The organism is Peribacillus sp. YIM B13472, from assembly GCF_042788005.1.
GTDB classification, from domain to species: domain Bacteria; phylum Bacillota; class Bacilli; order Bacillales; family DSM-1321; genus Peribacillus; species Peribacillus simplex_E.
Genome location: NZ_JBHZPG010000045.1, coordinates 1 through 15,780, shown reverse-complemented (window position 1 = coordinate 15,780; position 15,780 = coordinate 1). Strand labels below are relative to the sequence as shown.

Genomic DNA, 15,780 nt, shown 5'->3' with positions numbered 1-15,780 from the left:
TCTAACTATTCAAGAAATAAAGTATTAATAAAAACTTTTCTATCATAGCTCTTTGCTTGGACTTTTCCGAGACCAAACAACTACAGGAATAAGCACTAGTGACAGAATGGCTCCAGAAAGTGATAATGCTGCAAAACTAGAATGAGCGACTACCATTCCCGATACCCCCCCACCAGCTGCTCCTGACAGTGCAAAAAGGACGTCGACTGATCCTTGTGTTTTTGCACGCACAGATGGGTGTGTTGAATCTATAATGAGAGCAGTCCCACTTATTAAACCAAAGTTCCAGCCCAAACCTAGTAGTACTAACGCCAGGGTAAGAAGTGGCATTGAACCTACCGGTGCAAAAGCTGCCACCAATCCAGAGGCTAGGAGTGTAGCACCAGAAGCAACAGCCATAGTAATACGGCCAAGCTTATCTACCAGTATACCTGTCAATGGTGAAGGAAGGTACATAGCTGCTATATGGAAACCTATAACTAATCCTACTTCTCCCAAACCATGACCATGATGTCCCATATGAATTGGTGTCATTGTCATAATGGCTGCCATGACAAATTGAGTCAAAATCATAATTACAGCCCCTACAACAACACCCTTTTTGTTTATGGTAGCATTCTTTAAATTTGTCCCCGTCTGTGCGGTATCGTCTTTTTTCTTAGCATTCGCAATAGCTGTAGACACAACCAAAGGGTCTGGACGAAGAAAAATTAAGAGAAATAATCCGGCAATGATAAAAGCAGCTGCTGACAAGATAAAGGGGCCAGCCAAGGTTGGAACACCAATTGAATCCGCAAATTCTCCCATTCTATTGACCAAGTTAGGACCAACTACAGCACCCAAGGTAGTGGAAACCATGGCCATGCTTGCAGCAGTTGCCCTTTGTTTATTTGTTGCAAGGTCTGTCCCTGCATATCGCGCTTGTAGATTAGACGCCGTACCAGCTCCATAAATAAAAAGAGAAATAAATAAAAGTGGGATGCTATTGGTTAAAGCTGCAATTATAACACCAATAGCACCTAACCCACCTGCAAGGAAACCACCTGCAAGTCCTGCTCTACGGCCAAAACGTTGTGAAGACCGGCCTATAAGTAGGGCAGCTCCTGCAGAACCTAAAGTAAATAGGGCAGTTGGAATTCCTGCCGCATTTTCAGTCCCTAGCATGTCTTGTGCAAGAAGCGCTCCTACTGTTATACCGGCTCCAAGTCCTGCTCCCCCAAAGATTTGTGAAAGAATCAAAATTCTTAATGTTTTTTTATAAAGCTGTATTTGTCTTTCTGGTGAATCAATATATTCTTGCAACCATATAGGCTGGTGTGTTGAGGCATTTGTATCTTTTGCTGACATTGTCATGAACCCTACCTCCTAACGAAATATCCTTGTAGCTTTTCATGTTTGTTTTGTCATCTTGGAACATTTCATATCGTCATTAGAAGAAGCTCATAATTAAATTTTCGATAATTATGAGCTTCTTCTATTTTTTATTTTTAAATAGGAACGTGACACTATTTGTCGGTGTTCATATTAAAATTTGTAGGATTCACCATCTTCTGGTACTAAAATATTATTTGAGAATCCTTTTTCATTACTAAAGTTTTTTAATTCTTCTCTAGATAGTGTCCAATGGTTAACAGCTTCCATATGAACAGAAATAACCTTAGCATTAGGAGCCGCCTTGTGTACTTCATAGATGTCTTCTTTTCCCATAATGAGAGAACCATACTCTATCAATTGATTATCTCCGCCATTGACAACAATAATATCTGGTTTATGGATATCCAATTCTTCCTGTACACCTTCATACCAGACTGTATCACCAGCTACGTACAATGTTATTTCACTTGGATGTTTAAAGACAACGCCACATACTTCCCCCATACGCTTTAATAGTTCTTTTCCTCTTCCATGCTCGCCTCTTGTTTTAACTAATTGGATGCCTTCAAAGACAGTGTCCTTTGTTAATACCTCTACATTTTGGAACCCGGTATTTTTGACTTCCTTTGCATCTTCTTCATTTTGAACGAACATTTTAATATCTTTTGGTAATAGTCTTTGCGCTGCCTCGTCAAAATGGTCTAAATGTAAGTGAGTCACAATGACTGCATCAACACCACTAATAATATCGTCAACAGAGGTTGGTAAACTCCCTGAAGGATTGTTTTGATCTTGCCTAATCGTACCAGGGAAAGATGGGTACGTACCTTTCTCTGCTAACATAGGATCAATTAAAAACTTTTTATTTGCATATTCTACAACTATCGTTGCATTTCGAATTTGTGTAATCTTCATCTTTACAACTCCATTTCTTTTCATGTGTGTTTCCTAACAGTGTTAAGTGTATAATATGAGCAGCATTCAAATACACAGATAAAATAAAGTGTTTTAGCCGTTTGACTTTAATTTTGAAAGGAGTTGACGTTCAGATGGATCAAACAGATAAGCGAATTATAGAGGAGTTATGTAGCAATAGCCGAATTACGATGAAAGAATTAGGGGAGAGAGTTCACTTAACAGGACCGGCAGCTGCAGCTAGAGTGGAGAAGTTAAAGGACAATGGGGTCATTGAGGGGTATAGCATTAAAGTAAATCAAGCGAAATTAGGGTGCTATACGTATGCCTTCATCAATATCTATATAGAAGGTACACACCATCAACCTTATCTCTCATTTATCCAAACAAAGGAGGGGTATGTCATCAATAATTATAAAATCAGTGGAGATGGCTGTTATCTTTTGGAGTGCAGGTTTCCAAGTAATGAAGCGTTAAATCAATTTTTATTAGAGTTAAACAAGTATGCAAACTATAAATTATCTATTGTTATTAATAAATAAAACATTAATAAAAATGAGGGATTTGTACTTAAACTATAGGAAGTTGATTTGAACAATGGAGGTAGCAATTGCACCTCTTTTTCTTATTCCAAAGTAGTTTGTGAAGGATTGTACTTAAACTAACGGGTGCGTTAGCTGAAGATCGGAGCTGTCTTTAAGGTAGCTTTTTCTTTATGCAATTAAAGGGGCAGGATAGCTCTATAAGAATATTGATTAGAGTGATAAAAACAGTCCGACCTATTTGGTCGAACTGTACTTATTACTATGGCTCTTAGATATTATTTCACTACAAGGACAGGACATTTAACACGGTTAACCACCTTATGGCTCACACTATCTAATACCATTTCTTGAAGTGAATTTAATCCTCTGTTACCTATGATAACTAAATCAAATTGTTCTTTATTTGCATAATAAACGATTGAAGAACCAGGTTCACCGTACAGCATTTTTATTCCATAGGATATATTATTTAATTTTAATTGTTCTTCAGCAGGTAGGAGTTTCTTTCTACGAGAAAGTTCTAATTCTTCTTTTCCAGAAGAATGAAGGATGTATATCAAGCAAGCAAAACAATGGCGCATTATAAATGAAGAAATCGATTTGAAATGATACGTATAATTAATTAAGGGACAGTTTGTTCAGCCGTCCCTTATTTTTTTTATTTAAGTGAAAATTTGACCACAAAACATATAGAACGGTATAGTATTTCATTGCATTTTTATTAAAAAAAGCGGACAAAACCTGTAACGACATGCATTGTTTTATTTCGTTTTTCTTCCTAAAATATCCGCAAATACCCCGATTACAGCCGATTATCCCTGATTAAATGACCTGACAGGCATGTAAGCACCAAATGATAACGCTTCCTTTCACTATCTCGGCCTTTTCCTTGTGAATGTCCTCTCTTCCCTTGAATCTAAATCTCAGCATGTTACGATAAAAAGGTTGAAAAATACGAACGGAAATACGAACAATGAACTTTTAGGGGGTCATAATGTTGAGAGATAAAACTGTTGCATTTTTAGGAGCCGGTTCGATGGCAGAGTCGATGATTTCAGGAATTGTTCAGGTTGGGAGCATACCAGCAGAGAGAATTTATGTGACAAATCGCAGCAATCAATTACGACTCGAGGAAATGAATCACGTGTATGGAGTTCATGCGGTCCATCAGGATGCATTGCCATATGAAAAAGTTGATTTCTTTATTTTGGCAATGAAGCCCCAGGGAGCAGCAGATGCTCTCGATGCACTCAAAGATAAAATAAGAGTGGATCAAGTTGTGATTTCTGTATTAGCGGGCATTTCCACTGAATTCATGGAAAATCATCTACAGCTTGGACAGCAGGTTGTGCGGTTGATGCCGAATACGTCGAGCATGATCCGGGAGTCGGCAACTGCGTTATGTCCGGGAAGACATACAGCGATGGACAATGTGATAGCAGTGAAAGAACTGCTTGGTTGTATGGGAAAAGTGTTCTTAATTGAAGAAGAGCAAATGGATATTTTTACAGGAATTGCAGGAAGCGGACCTGCTTACTTCTATTATTTAATGGAGCATATGGAACACGCTGGCGTTGAAAAGGGTATGGATGAAGTGATGGTCCGTGAGATTGTCGCCCAAACGATTTTAGGCGCAGCCAAGATGATTATGGTGAACGACGAAGCACCGGCAAGTCTCAGAGAGAAAGTCACTTCACCAAATGGAACGACAGCATCCGGACTTGATGCTTTACGGAAAAATAATGGCGGCAGAGCCATTTCACAGGCGATTCATCATGCGGCGAAACGTTCGAAAGAGCTGAATGAAGAGATGGCAGTAGCATTGGTGACGTCTTAATCAGAGTGTAAGAATGTAGGTTTAAAAGAGAAAAATCAGGAGGGATAGGATGTTCAAAGAAAAGAAACAGATAAAGAGAGTTGTTATTAAGATTGGAAGCAGCTCACTGACCAGCATGCATGGCGAGCTCAGCCGCAGAAAACTTGAGAAGCTGGCGGATCAGATTGTAGAGCTGAAGGATGCCGGATATGAAACGGTTTTAGTTTCTTCTGGAGCAGTAGCAGCGGGCTATCGCAAGTTAGGGTGCATCAAGCGGCCATCTGCCTTACCTGAAAAGCAGGCAGCAGCTTCCATCGGACAGGGTCTATTAATGGAATCTTACTCAGAACTCTTTTTATCTCACGGATACGTCGCTTCACAGCTGTTAATTACAAGAAGTGATTTTTCCGATGAAACACGCTATGGCAATATGAAAAATACGATGAATGTCTTATTGGAACGCGGAATTATTCCGATTGTAAATGAAAATGATACAGTCACAGTCGATCGATTGAAATTTGGAGACAATGATACGCTGTCTGCTAAGGTGGCCGCGCTGATTGGTGCTGATTTCCTAATTATTTTATCTGATATTGACGGACTTTTTAATGACAATCCGAACAATAATCCAGATGCGAAATTGCTTAAAAAAGTAGATGCCATCACACCTGAAATTGAAGCAGCAGCTGGGGGAACAGGAAGCCCAGTCGGTACAGGCGGCATGAAATCAAAAATTGCAGCCTTTAAAATTGCAATGGCATCCGGCATTCAGTCCTTTTTAGGGAAATCAAGCACAAGGGATATCCTGATGGACGCAGTGAAGGGTACTGCCAGAGGTACGTATTTTGAGCCGAAGCCGAATGCCTTTAACCTTGATAAGAAAAAGCAATGGATTGCGTTTCATTCAGGTCCGGAGGGCAAAATCATCATTTCTCAAAAAGCGAAAACAGCCATAATTGATCAGCAGGGGAATATATATCCAATCGATATTCAGGAAGTGAACGGAAGATTTAACGATGGGGCCGTTGTGACCATCCTTGACGAAGAGGGAGAAGAATTCGGTCTCGGCAGAATCAACTATTCAACTGAACAGCTGACACAAGAAACTAAAAACGAAACGGCGGCAGCTATTGATCAAGAGACGTTTGTATGTTCTCTCGATTTCTCAATGAAGGTGCCAAGCTAAAAACTTACAGGAGGTGTTTTGATGAGTATTGCACCGCTTATACCAATGACGGTGGAAGAACAGGCAATCACAGCGAAAAAAGCAGCGAAAATATTAAGCATGCTGACAACTGAGGAAAAAAATGATGCACTTAGAATTGTAGCGAATGAATTAGAAAAAGAATATGGAATCATTTTGGACGCAAATAAAGAAGACTTGAAAAAAGGAAGAGAAAAAGGGTTTGACCAGGCGTATACGGATCGTCTTGCACTAACTCAAGAAAGAGTCAGTGACTTTGCAGAGGGTCTGCGCCAGGTTGCTGGGCTTCCGGATCCAACGGGTGATGTTCTATCCGACTGGACGCTTGAAAATGGTTTGAAAGTGCAAGAGGTACGCGTTCCCCTTGGTGTCATCGGAATGATTTACGAAGCACGTCCAAATGTAACGGCAGATGCGGCAGGACTTGCATTGAAATCAGGTAATGCAATTGTGCTGAAAGGAGGATCATCCGCGCTTTCATCCAACAAAATGATTGTTGAAGTTATGCACCGCGCCCTTGAAAAAACAAAGATACCTAAAGAAGCCGTGCAATTCATTGCTTCAACAGACCGTGCGACAACTCAGCAGTTATTTACCATGAAGGAGCATATCGACGTTTTGATTCCTAGAGGCGGTGCTTCTTTAATCAAGGCGGTTGTAGAAAATGCGACGGTTCCGGTCCTTGAAACAGGTGTAGGAAATTGCCACATCTATTTTGATAAAGAAGCTGAGGCAGAAAAAGCTTTAAACATAATTATCAATGCCAAGACAGATCGTCCAGCTGTATGCAATGCAGCGGAAACACTTATCGTTCATAAAGATTGGCTGCGTGAAAATAAAGAAATCCTTGCAGAAACGTTAAAGGAATATGGCATTACGGTTCATGGTGATCAAGAAGCAGCTGCAGCCTTGCTGAATGTAATCCCTGCAAACGAAGAAGATTGGGCCAACGAATATTTAAGCTTAGATCTTGCAGTTAAAACGGTCAACAGTCTAGATGAAGCCATTGAGCATATTGATCAGTACGGCACAAAGCATTCAGAGGCTATCATTACAGAAAACGATGATACGGCTAAGCGATTCATGCAATTAGTGGATGCAGCCGCAGTATACCACAATGCTTCCACTAGATTTACAGATGGAGGAGCACTCGGCTTTGGGGCAGAAATCGGCATCTCAACCCAAAAGCTTCACGCGCGTGGACCGATGGGATTGCCTGCACTGACAACGATTAAATATATGATGAGTGGGAATGGGCAGATTAGGTAAGAAGTCTATTTTCAACAGGAGCGATCATCCTTTTTAGTGAGGGTGGTCTTTTTTTTGCGGAAATCAGAAGAAAATTTCCAAAAATCCTTTGCTTTAAGGCATAACAGTATCCTTATTTGAACATTGAGCACGTTTTAGCCGATTCGGGATATGATTTTAAAGCTGTATATAGACTACTTAAACTACGGGGGGCGATGCTTTAACAAGGCATTGTCTTTCTTCTTGTTCGATTAACAAGTAAGTTTGTGAAACATCGTACTTAAACTAAAGGGTGCGTTAGTTCATTAAGAAGAAGTAAAAAAAGTCGATTCCTTAACGTAGAAGAGATCGACTTTTTAGGGTGGAATTCCCTTATCGGGGTCCTAACAACACTTTTTCATCAAGTTGAAATAGGGTTCTAGATATACGCTTCCTTAGCACCTGCATAAGCCCGGCAAATTACCGCTTTACGACGGCTTGTGCCCGGGTGGCAGTTGCGACGAAACTTACAAAAAAACACTATTCTCCCATTCCTCTAAATCAATGAGAGAATAGTGATTTTGAAACTCCTTCACCTGGTCATTGGCAATCTCTCGTTACTTGATTTCGATCGCCGAAGCCTTGTTGTCCCAATCCGAAGCCATATTAGCTGTTTTACCATACCAATCGGAGTGTCTAAAGGAGACTCCTCTGCCATACCCTTGAGATGAAGTATGCTCCCACAGCGTCGTCGAATAGCTTGAAGAAGGTGACGCCGTACTTAAGGAGGAAATTCTGTCATTCCAGCTTGAAGGCAAGTTTTTAAACCCGTCTCTCCAATAAATATAATTCCCACCTTTATTTTTAGACTCATAGAAATCGGTACAACAAGAACCGCTGCCCATGATATTGACTTTGTTTTGAAGTCTCTGTTTATCTTTTTCGATAAATGCCTTAAATGATTCCCTGCTCGTAAATCCATACGCCAACCAATCGCCCTCTTTATTCTGTTTAGGCAGAACCATGGTTACTTTTATTTCTTTGTTGGATTTGGTATTCACTTGGGCCTGGGAACCCACATCTTTTCCATCCACAGTTAAATAGTCGAACGTTTTAATCTTATAATCTTTTTCTGCATACGTCGCGGCCTTCGATACTGGTGTAAATCCCATCGCAACGAAAAGACAACATATTAAGGAAAGACAAGGTTTTACTCGCAATCTCTTCACTCCCATATTATTAAAATTTAGATACTTTGGCCGGAAAATGCGAACCGATCTTGACAGCCCCTGCGTAAAATCAATCTTGATGGAACAGCCGATACCGGCTTGTAAACCAATGCTGAATTCCGCTTTTATTACATATTTCTTTCTCCTTCCCGCTTCGCTCTCCAGCCGTTTATACGAAATGTGTCAGAGGATGATTCTCCATAAGCCTACAATTTCTATTATTCCCATACAAGAATACATTTTCCTATATTTGGAATTAGGTAAATGGTTTGACCATTAAATAGTGCTACTCGTGTGATGTCTGGCACACTCAAAACCCTATAGGCTTGGGGATCAACCGCAGGGATTACAATAAAATCAATAAAGGCGTACCGCCAACATTTCGCGGAAAACATACGCTAAGACATTTTTTGGAATGAAAAAGCAGGTTTTTTATACGCTAAAGATATTTTTCACCATATACCCTCGTTTTAGGTGAAGTTTAAGATGTAGTTCGTAAGGTGGGTTTCTAAAGATTTTCTATAACCATAAGAAGAAAAACCAAAAACAAATCACCAAAATAGCAGTTTAATAATCGTTATTCGTATGGATTTACAGACAATACTCGTTGTTTGCTACAGTATTTTCCTTAACGTATGTTTAATTGGTAACCTTTTGAATGTACGCCCCTTATCATAATCATACTTTCAAATTGAAGAAAAAAATGCCCTTCTTCGACTATAGGGGCAGGATAGTTCTAGAAGCGTAGCTTATTCGAACTGTGATTATTGACCATTTTTGTTAAAACATCTAAAATCCGGTTAATGATATTAATGGGGCGGTGTGTATTTGTTGAGTAATATAGGTATTCCAGGATTAATTCTATCTTCTCTTTTTGTAATATTATTTTTGTATTTACTAAGAAAACTAGTTCAAGCTTTTAGACGGTAAAACTGTCTTTTTTTATGTCACAGTATATGTCACCTCTTAAGTTGCAGCAAAAAGGTTTATTCCCTAAAATATCCAAATTAGTATAGACCTTCCCCTCCTCGACTCTCTCAATGGAATTCATATTTTCTTATTTTACTAAAGAAAACCCCAATTTATAAAAATGAATTTAAGTCTTTTTCACTAATTTTCGCAAAAATAATGATTTTTTAGAACATTTTAAAGAGAAAGTAGGTGGAAAGGGCTGTAAAATTAACCCAATAGCTATCCGATAGAAAGACAATTAATATTATTGTATGAATATTTTAAATTTTTGGAAAGGGATATTTTTTCGGGAAATCTTCTATATAACTAAGAAAGTAGGGAACATATGAAAATTCATTCATTCATTAAACGAACAGCGGTGATTACGCTGTCAGCTGGCTTGCTGCTATCATCAGCAAACACGCCTTTCATTCCTTATGCAAATGCAGCGAACATAAAGGCAGAAGACGTCTTAGCTTCGTTGACAAGTGAACAACGAAAAGCATTAAATCAACTTGAAATGACGGATAATGTCGGATTGCAAGGATTTAAAATGGAAGAGTTAAAAAAGGATAAAGAAATCTCGGTCATTGTCCAGTTTAAATCAAAGCCGGGGAAAGTTGCAGTCTTGGATGCGAATGTAAAAGGAAAGGAGCTTTCTAAAAAACAAGCGGATGATCAAGTAGAAAAGGAACATGCTCAGTTTAATAAAGACATTCAATCGATTCTTCCATCTACTAATCTGAGAAGCAAGAAAACAGGTCATAAAATCACTTCTACCTTTAAGACCGTTTATAACGGGGTAGCTATGAAGATGCCAGCTAATCAGGTAGAGCAGCTTTTACAATCCGAAGTCGTAAAAGCAGTATATAAAAATGTAGAATTTAAGGTCGATCCGATCGCCATGGGAGAGAAATCAGCCCCTGGTACATCCGTTGAAAGTATTCCATATTTAAAAATTGACCAGCTGCACAATGAAGGTATTACAGGAAAAGGAATCAAAGTTGGGGTTCTTGATACAGGGATTGATTACAACCACCCTGATTTGAAGGATGCATATAAGGGCGGTTACGATTTAGTTGATCAAGATAATGATCCAATGGAGGCAACGTACAAGGATTGGCAAGCGTCGGGGCAACCAGAATTTAGCTGGTCCGGTTCTTCCTATTATACTTCCCATGGAACACATGTTGCAGGTACCATTGCTGGACAAGGAACGAATGCAGAGGTTTCTGTGAAAGGTGTGGCTCCTGATGTGGATTTATATGCTTATCGTGTTCTTGGACCATATGGATCAGGATCATCTGAAGGGGTCATTGCAGGTATAGAAAAAGCTGTAAACGATGGCATGGATGTTATCAACCTTTCCCTCGGATCGGACATCAATGATCCTTATGATCCAACCAGTACTGCCATTAACTATGCTGTCCTTAATGATGTAACAGCAGTTGTAGCAGCTGGAAATGCAGGATCAGATGATTATACATTAGGTTCACCTGGCTCAGCAGCACTTGCTTTGACAGTCGGGGCGAGTGATGTACCGATGGCGGTTTCTACTTTCAATGGAAAAATCGGAAATAAAGATTCGATCGAACTTGTTAGTTTGGCACGCCACTATTCAGACCATTTAAAGGAATGGGAAGGGAAATCCTATGAGGTAGTGAATGTCGGTTTAGGAAATGGCTCTGATTATTCCGGCAAGGATGTAAAAGGGAAAATTGCACTTGTGGAACGCGGAGAATTCGCCTTAGCGGAAAAGGTCAGCAATGCAAAACAAAATGGAGCAGCCGCCGTTCTTCTTTATAACAATGTGGAAGGGCAAATTAATGCCAATCTTGGAGAGTCCGTTGACTTTGTGCCGTCATTTTCTTTAACAAAAGAAGCGGGAGAAAGCATTAAAGCACAGATTCAAGCAGGTGAAGCGTATTTTACTTTCTCCAAATACGCGGATAAACAGACAGAAGGTGACCACTTAGCGGAATTTAGCTCAAGAGGCCCGGCAAGAGAAACATACGATATGAAGCCAGAAGTGACGGCACCGGGAGTAAGTGTTCTCTCAACAATCCCTTCTTATATGGTGGACGCTGAACATCAAGAAAACTATCAATATGCATATTCAAGATATTCTGGAACATCTATGGCTACTCCTCATACAGCGGGGATTGCAGCACTCATGCTTCAAGCGAATCCGCAATTAGAGCCGGAAGATATTAAAGCTGTTCTAATGAATACGGCAGATCCTCTCAACGGAGACTATAGTGTATTTGAAGTTGGAGCAGGAAGAGTTGATCCATACCAAGCTGTGTATAGTGGAACAAGCTTCAAAATTAACGATAAAACATTTGTTCCAGGTGCTGAGGAATTAATCAAGGTAAAAGAATTGACGGGCGGACTCAGCTTTGACGTTCACTATGCAGATAAAAAACTAAATCTAAAAAAATCAATCACTATTGAAAACCATGATAAAGTAAACAAAACTTTCAGTGTATCTGTAACTGAATCGAATGGTTCAAACAGCTTGAAGGAAAATGGAGTGAAGCTGGATATTCCAAGCAAAATTTCTGTAAAAAGTGAAGACTTCAAAAAAGTAACACCACGTTTGCTTATCCCTAAGAAAGCAAAGGATGGAATTTACGAGGGCTATATTACATTAACAAACAATGCAAATTCATCAGAGCAGTATCGGATTCCTTTCAGCTTCCGAACAATGGAAGATGGGTTTAATAAGGTTGGACTATTGAATCCTGCCTATTCCCCAAGCCATTTAAACCAAGTGGCATGGGATCCTATGCGTACTCCATTTGTATTTGCTGATTTTAACCTTCGTGCACCAATGGAAAAAATGGATGTCGTTCTTCAAGATGGCAAAACAGGAAAGGACCTCGGGTTGGTCGGAACAATAAATTTAGATTACGCTTATGACAATGTAGATTATGGATTATATGCATTTAATGGAGCTTATTATGAGTTTACAGGAAACTCAAAACAGCCCATTTCGGAAGAAGCAAGTTATGTGAAAAAACCGGGACATTACAAGTTGAAATTCATTGGTACAGGTACTTCCGGGAAGGTTACAACTGAAACGCAGCATTTGCTCATCGATCTCGATGCACCGAGCTTCAAAAGTTCACTTGATGGAAGGTCTCCATTTATTGAATATAAGCCAGGTCAAGAAACATATCCATTCGAAATTCAAATCACAGATCCAACCATTGACGAACTAAAGAAATTGGGCGTAAATATCGATCAATCATCGAACTCGATGGTGTATTACTGGGGTCAAGGTGGTTTCCCTTCTACGCCAATTCCAATGGATAAAGAAGGAAAGTTTGTCGAAGAAATCGCCCTGGATGAATCCATCCCAGCACTTCAATTCCGCATGAATGGATATGATATGGCAGGAAACAAACCCGCAACAAAGCAATATTACTTTGTAAAAGAAGGTACACCTGCCGCGTATGCTATTGGCGAAAAGTATGAGGTGAAAACAGGCGATACGGTAAAAGCAACGCTATCATTAGATAACCTAAACGCAGTGTCAAAGGCGGAATGGAACTTTAATGGTGACGGAGACTTTGATAGAGGTTTAGATAGCGTAGAGTTAGTTGATGCCAAGCTTCACAGCAAATTCTCGGACAAAGCCTCTTTAACGATTAAAGACAAGGTCGTTACTGTCCAATTTAATGAAGAGAGTAAAGCATTAGACCATGCAAAAGTCGTTGAGGTTACGTTAAAGGTTCAGGATGATCAATATACCCTTGGAGCAGCGATTAATCCGACTGTGAGCGTAATGAATGCTAATAATCAGACAAGCAGTGTGTTAAAAGCTGGTTATAGTTGGAAGGTTAATCCGCAATTCTCAATGGCTAGAGGTTATGTCTCTCCGCAAGGATTTGAAAATGAAGATGGTACTGTTACAGAGAAAAGGGATTGGAGCAAGGTTGGCGGTACAGTGAAAATCTTTGATTCAGAAGGAAATGAGTTCGATGCGACATCAACGGTAGAAGAAAATGGACAATATGTATTCAACAAGCTGCCGTTAAGCACAAATGCCTTCACGATAGAAATGAAAGTCCCAGGCCACTTTGTCACGAAAGAAAAACTAAATTCTGGTATAGGTTTTGAGCACAATGGTGAGTTATACGGTCAAAATCGCTGGATACCTGCCCTTGATATTACTGCAGGTGATGTAAACCAAGACAATGTCATTGATGTTCTAGATGCGATTGAAATTCAAAATGCATGGAAAACAAAGAAGCGTGCAGCGGATATCACCTTTGATGGAATAGTTGATGCTAAAGATATGAAATATGTTCAAACAAACTATCTCAAGCAAAATGAGCATGTTGATAATGCTCCAAAACCAAAGAAGAAGTATAAAGGTAAGACATTAGAATCAATTTTAGTTGAGTTGGGAATACAGCCATAAATATTAAAAAACACGATGAAAGCTTAGCTTCATCGTGTTTTAACTTTTAAAGAAAGTATTAAATTTTTCTAAAAGTATTTTTAAAGAAAGAGAGTATTCCAATTTTCTTCAGAATAAAATATTGAGGTAGATTGGGAATTCGTAAAAAAGGGAAACAAAGAGTGGATATTGAAAAAGCTAATAAATAGAGGGAGGGTATTAAAGTAGTCTTGCGCTTTTCTTAATTTTACTAGAATATATAGATTATATATTCATTTTTTTTCTATATATACTAGATAAAATTACAACCTAGAGGTGAAGCTATGATTGAGGGGAAACTTATCAAGTTTTATCGTGAAAAAGCGGGGTTGACTCAGGGGCAGCTTTGTGAAGGAATTTGTTCTGCTACACATCTTAGTAAGATTGAACGAGAGATAACAGAATATTCAGGGGAAATTACTCACTTATTATCCCAAAGATTGAATATCTGTCTTGATGATGAATTTGTGCGGTATCATAATCTTCAACAGAAACTAAAGTTATGGCACAACACGTTCGTTATGCAACAAAGCAAAGAATCAGAAATTTTAAAAGAAGAAATCGAAAAAGAAACACTGATTCATTTGCCAGATTTTCAAGTTTTCTATCAATTACTCTCTGCAAGGTATTATTTATCTAATTATCAGTTAGAAACAGCATTATTAATTATTCAAAACCTGCAAAAAAATGAATCATCTTTTTCTCCGCAATACCGCAATATGTTAAAACATGTTCTAGGTATGTATTATTTTTACAACGGACAGTATCGAGATTGTATTCAAATTTTAACATCAATTGATCAAAGTCAATATAATCAATTTGAATATTATTACCATTTGGCACTAGCCTATCACCTTATTCATTTTAATATAATATCGTATTATTATGCAGAGAAAGTTCTTGACTATTTTCAAAAAACGTTAAATGTCATCCGAATAATTGATACAGAGACAATCATGTTATTACAATTAAATGCAAAGGAGCTTCATGATTTTGAAGAGACGAAAGAACGTTACGAACAATTAATACGAACCTGTGATACCATTAATGAAATAGACCGTAAATCAAAGCTCCTTAATAATCTTGCATTTGAACTTTACAGAAGAAAAAAATACAAAGAAGCATCCGAACTATACAAAGAAGCCATGGAACTAATGGATGAAAAGGTTCCTCATTATTTAACTGCATTAGACGGTTATATTAATACTTGTTATAAAGGAAAACTACTTTCAAACGAGATTTTATTGGAATTAGCACATAAAGGCCTTAGAATAGCAAAATCAACAAAATCGTATAACTGGATTTTTTTTGAATTACACCTTTATCAGCTTAATCATGAAGAAGACGATTACTATCATTTTATTGAGACTACAGCCCTTCCTTTTTTTAAAAATATGGGCTTCACCATGTTAATTGAACACTACGAAAAAAAACTCTTCCACTTCTATAACCGAATTGGTTCCGTTCAAAAAGCATTGGACCTTGCCAATTCTTACATACAAGGCAGAAAGAGCTACTATGATCATGAATAAGTCTTGATAAAAAAAGATACTCTATGCAGATGTTAATGCTGCATAGATTGGATTGAAGCTGAAAGTCAGCGTGAAAAAATAGTCAATCAAAGAAGAATTAAAATTGGAAAAGCAATTAAAAGTTTACTTGAAATATATCGAATAGAAAATATGTAAAGCTGATAAGTCCATCAACTTAAAGTATGATGAACTATCAACAATTCGGCTACCTTACCTAGTGATATTTAGTCAAACAACTGAATTCCATTTATTATATAGATACTTTGTATTAGATAATTAAAAGATAAATAGTGATATTCAATAAAAGGGCGCGTTTCTTTAATAAGAATCGCTCAGTTTGTAGACAAAAGGGGTTCGGAATTAAAAAATTCCGAACCCCTTTTGAAATTCTCTTTGAATTTTCGCCTAAAGTTAAGAGATTGGGGCTCTACGAGCCCACTATGTTAGGCCATTTTTGGACCTTGCCATGTCCAATTGGCCATCTTCTTTAAATTAATGGCAGCGAAAGTAAGCATCGCCTGCATCGACAATTTTTTAAGT

At 38.5% G+C, this 15,780-nt stretch carries 10 protein-coding genes; 6 read left to right on the top strand and 4 right to left on the bottom strand.

The annotated features are described in order from the left end of the window. Positions 1–42: 42 nt before the first annotated feature. Positions 43–1,353 carry an MFS transporter gene (locus ACFX4I_RS23635; protein WP_377423423.1) on the bottom strand — a complete coding sequence of 437 codons (1,311 nt, stop codon included), beginning with the start codon at positions 1,351–1,353 and terminating at the stop codon, positions 43–45. Between the two features lie 171 nt (positions 1,354–1,524). Then, positions 1,525–2,289, bottom strand: coding sequence for an MBL fold metallo-hydrolase (locus ACFX4I_RS23630; RefSeq protein ID WP_377423421.1), 765 nt, complete (start codon positions 2,287–2,289; stop codon positions 1,525–1,527). 134 nt (positions 2,290–2,423) lie between these two features. Between ACFX4I_RS23630 and ACFX4I_RS23625 the strand changes: the two genes are divergently transcribed. After that, positions 2,424–2,831: an Lrp/AsnC family transcriptional regulator gene (locus ACFX4I_RS23625; protein WP_309519513.1), complete on the top strand. Its 408-nt coding sequence runs from the start codon at positions 2,424–2,426 to the stop codon at positions 2,829–2,831. Positions 2,832–3,109: 278 nt separating this feature from the next. Here ACFX4I_RS23625 and ACFX4I_RS23620 read toward each other — a convergent pair whose 3' ends face one another. Continuing rightward, complete coding sequence (locus ACFX4I_RS23620; protein ID WP_377423419.1) at positions 3,110–3,415, bottom strand: universal stress protein; 306 nt, start codon at positions 3,413–3,415, stop codon at positions 3,110–3,112. Positions 3,416–3,828: 413 nt separating this feature from the next. Here ACFX4I_RS23620 and proC point away from each other — a divergent pair, with 413 nt between their 5' ends. From proC to ACFX4I_RS23605, 3 genes are read left to right on the top strand one after another with little or no spacing between them, the layout of a single operon-like run. Beyond that, positions 3,829–4,671, top strand: coding sequence for a pyrroline-5-carboxylate reductase (gene proC / locus ACFX4I_RS23615; protein WP_230303175.1), 843 nt, complete (start codon positions 3,829–3,831; stop codon positions 4,669–4,671). A gap of 49 nt (positions 4,672–4,720) precedes the next feature. Next, positions 4,721–5,836: a glutamate 5-kinase gene (gene proB, locus ACFX4I_RS23610; RefSeq protein ID WP_230303176.1), complete on the top strand. Its 1,116-nt coding sequence runs from the start codon at positions 4,721–4,723 to the stop codon at positions 5,834–5,836. Positions 5,837–5,857: 21 nt separating this feature from the next. Next, a complete protein-coding gene (locus tag ACFX4I_RS23605; protein WP_230303177.1) occupies positions 5,858–7,123 on the top strand; it encodes a glutamate-5-semialdehyde dehydrogenase in 1,266 nt (421 codons plus the stop codon). 575 nt (positions 7,124–7,698) lie between these two features. Here the strand turns inward: ACFX4I_RS23605 and ACFX4I_RS23600 are convergent. After that, complete coding sequence (locus ACFX4I_RS23600) at positions 7,699–8,253, bottom strand: hypothetical protein (protein ID WP_377423459.1); 555 nt, start codon at positions 8,251–8,253, stop codon at positions 7,699–7,701. A gap of 1,354 nt (positions 8,254–9,607) precedes the next feature. On the opposite strand from ACFX4I_RS23600, the gene ACFX4I_RS23595 reads away from it, so the two are divergent. Both ACFX4I_RS23595 and ACFX4I_RS23590 read left to right on the top strand, forming a co-directional pair. Further along, positions 9,608–13,690, top strand: a complete 4,083-nt coding sequence (locus ACFX4I_RS23595) for a S8 family serine peptidase (RefSeq protein WP_377423415.1) — start codon at positions 9,608–9,610, stop codon at positions 13,688–13,690. A gap of 302 nt (positions 13,691–13,992) precedes the next feature. Next, positions 13,993–15,240, top strand: coding sequence for a helix-turn-helix domain-containing protein (locus tag ACFX4I_RS23590; RefSeq protein WP_377423413.1), 1,248 nt, complete (start codon positions 13,993–13,995; stop codon positions 15,238–15,240). Positions 15,241–15,780: the final 540 nt, after the last annotated feature.

Bases quoted from the DNA above. Each gene is read 5' to 3' on its own strand.
- proB (WP_230303176.1), top strand. From the start codon at position 4,721: ATGTTCAAAGAAAAGAAACAGATAAAGAGAGTTGTTATTAAGATTGGA.
- ACFX4I_RS23595 (WP_377423415.1), top strand. From the start codon at position 9,608: ATGAAAATTCATTCATTCATTAAACGAACAGCGGTGATTACGCTGTCA.
- ACFX4I_RS23630 (WP_377423421.1), bottom strand. From the start codon at position 2,289: ATGAAGATTACACAAATTCGAAATGCAACGATAGTTGTAGAATATGCA.
- ACFX4I_RS23625 (WP_309519513.1), top strand. From the start codon at position 2,424: ATGGATCAAACAGATAAGCGAATTATAGAGGAGTTATGTAGCAATAGC.
- ACFX4I_RS23600 (WP_377423459.1), bottom strand. From the start codon at position 8,253: ATGGGATTTACACCAGTATCGAAGGCCGCGACGTATGCAGAAAAAGAT.
- ACFX4I_RS23605 (WP_230303177.1), top strand. From the start codon at position 5,858: ATGAGTATTGCACCGCTTATACCAATGACGGTGGAAGAACAGGCAATC.
- proC (WP_230303175.1), top strand. From the start codon at position 3,829: ATGTTGAGAGATAAAACTGTTGCATTTTTAGGAGCCGGTTCGATGGCA.
- ACFX4I_RS23635 (WP_377423423.1), bottom strand. From the start codon at position 1,353: ATGACAATGTCAGCAAAAGATACAAATGCCTCAACACACCAGCCTATA.
- ACFX4I_RS23590 (WP_377423413.1), top strand. From the start codon at position 13,993: ATGATTGAGGGGAAACTTATCAAGTTTTATCGTGAAAAAGCGGGGTTG.
- ACFX4I_RS23620 (WP_377423419.1), bottom strand. From the start codon at position 3,415: ATGCGCCATTGTTTTGCTTGCTTGATATACATCCTTCATTCTTCTGGA.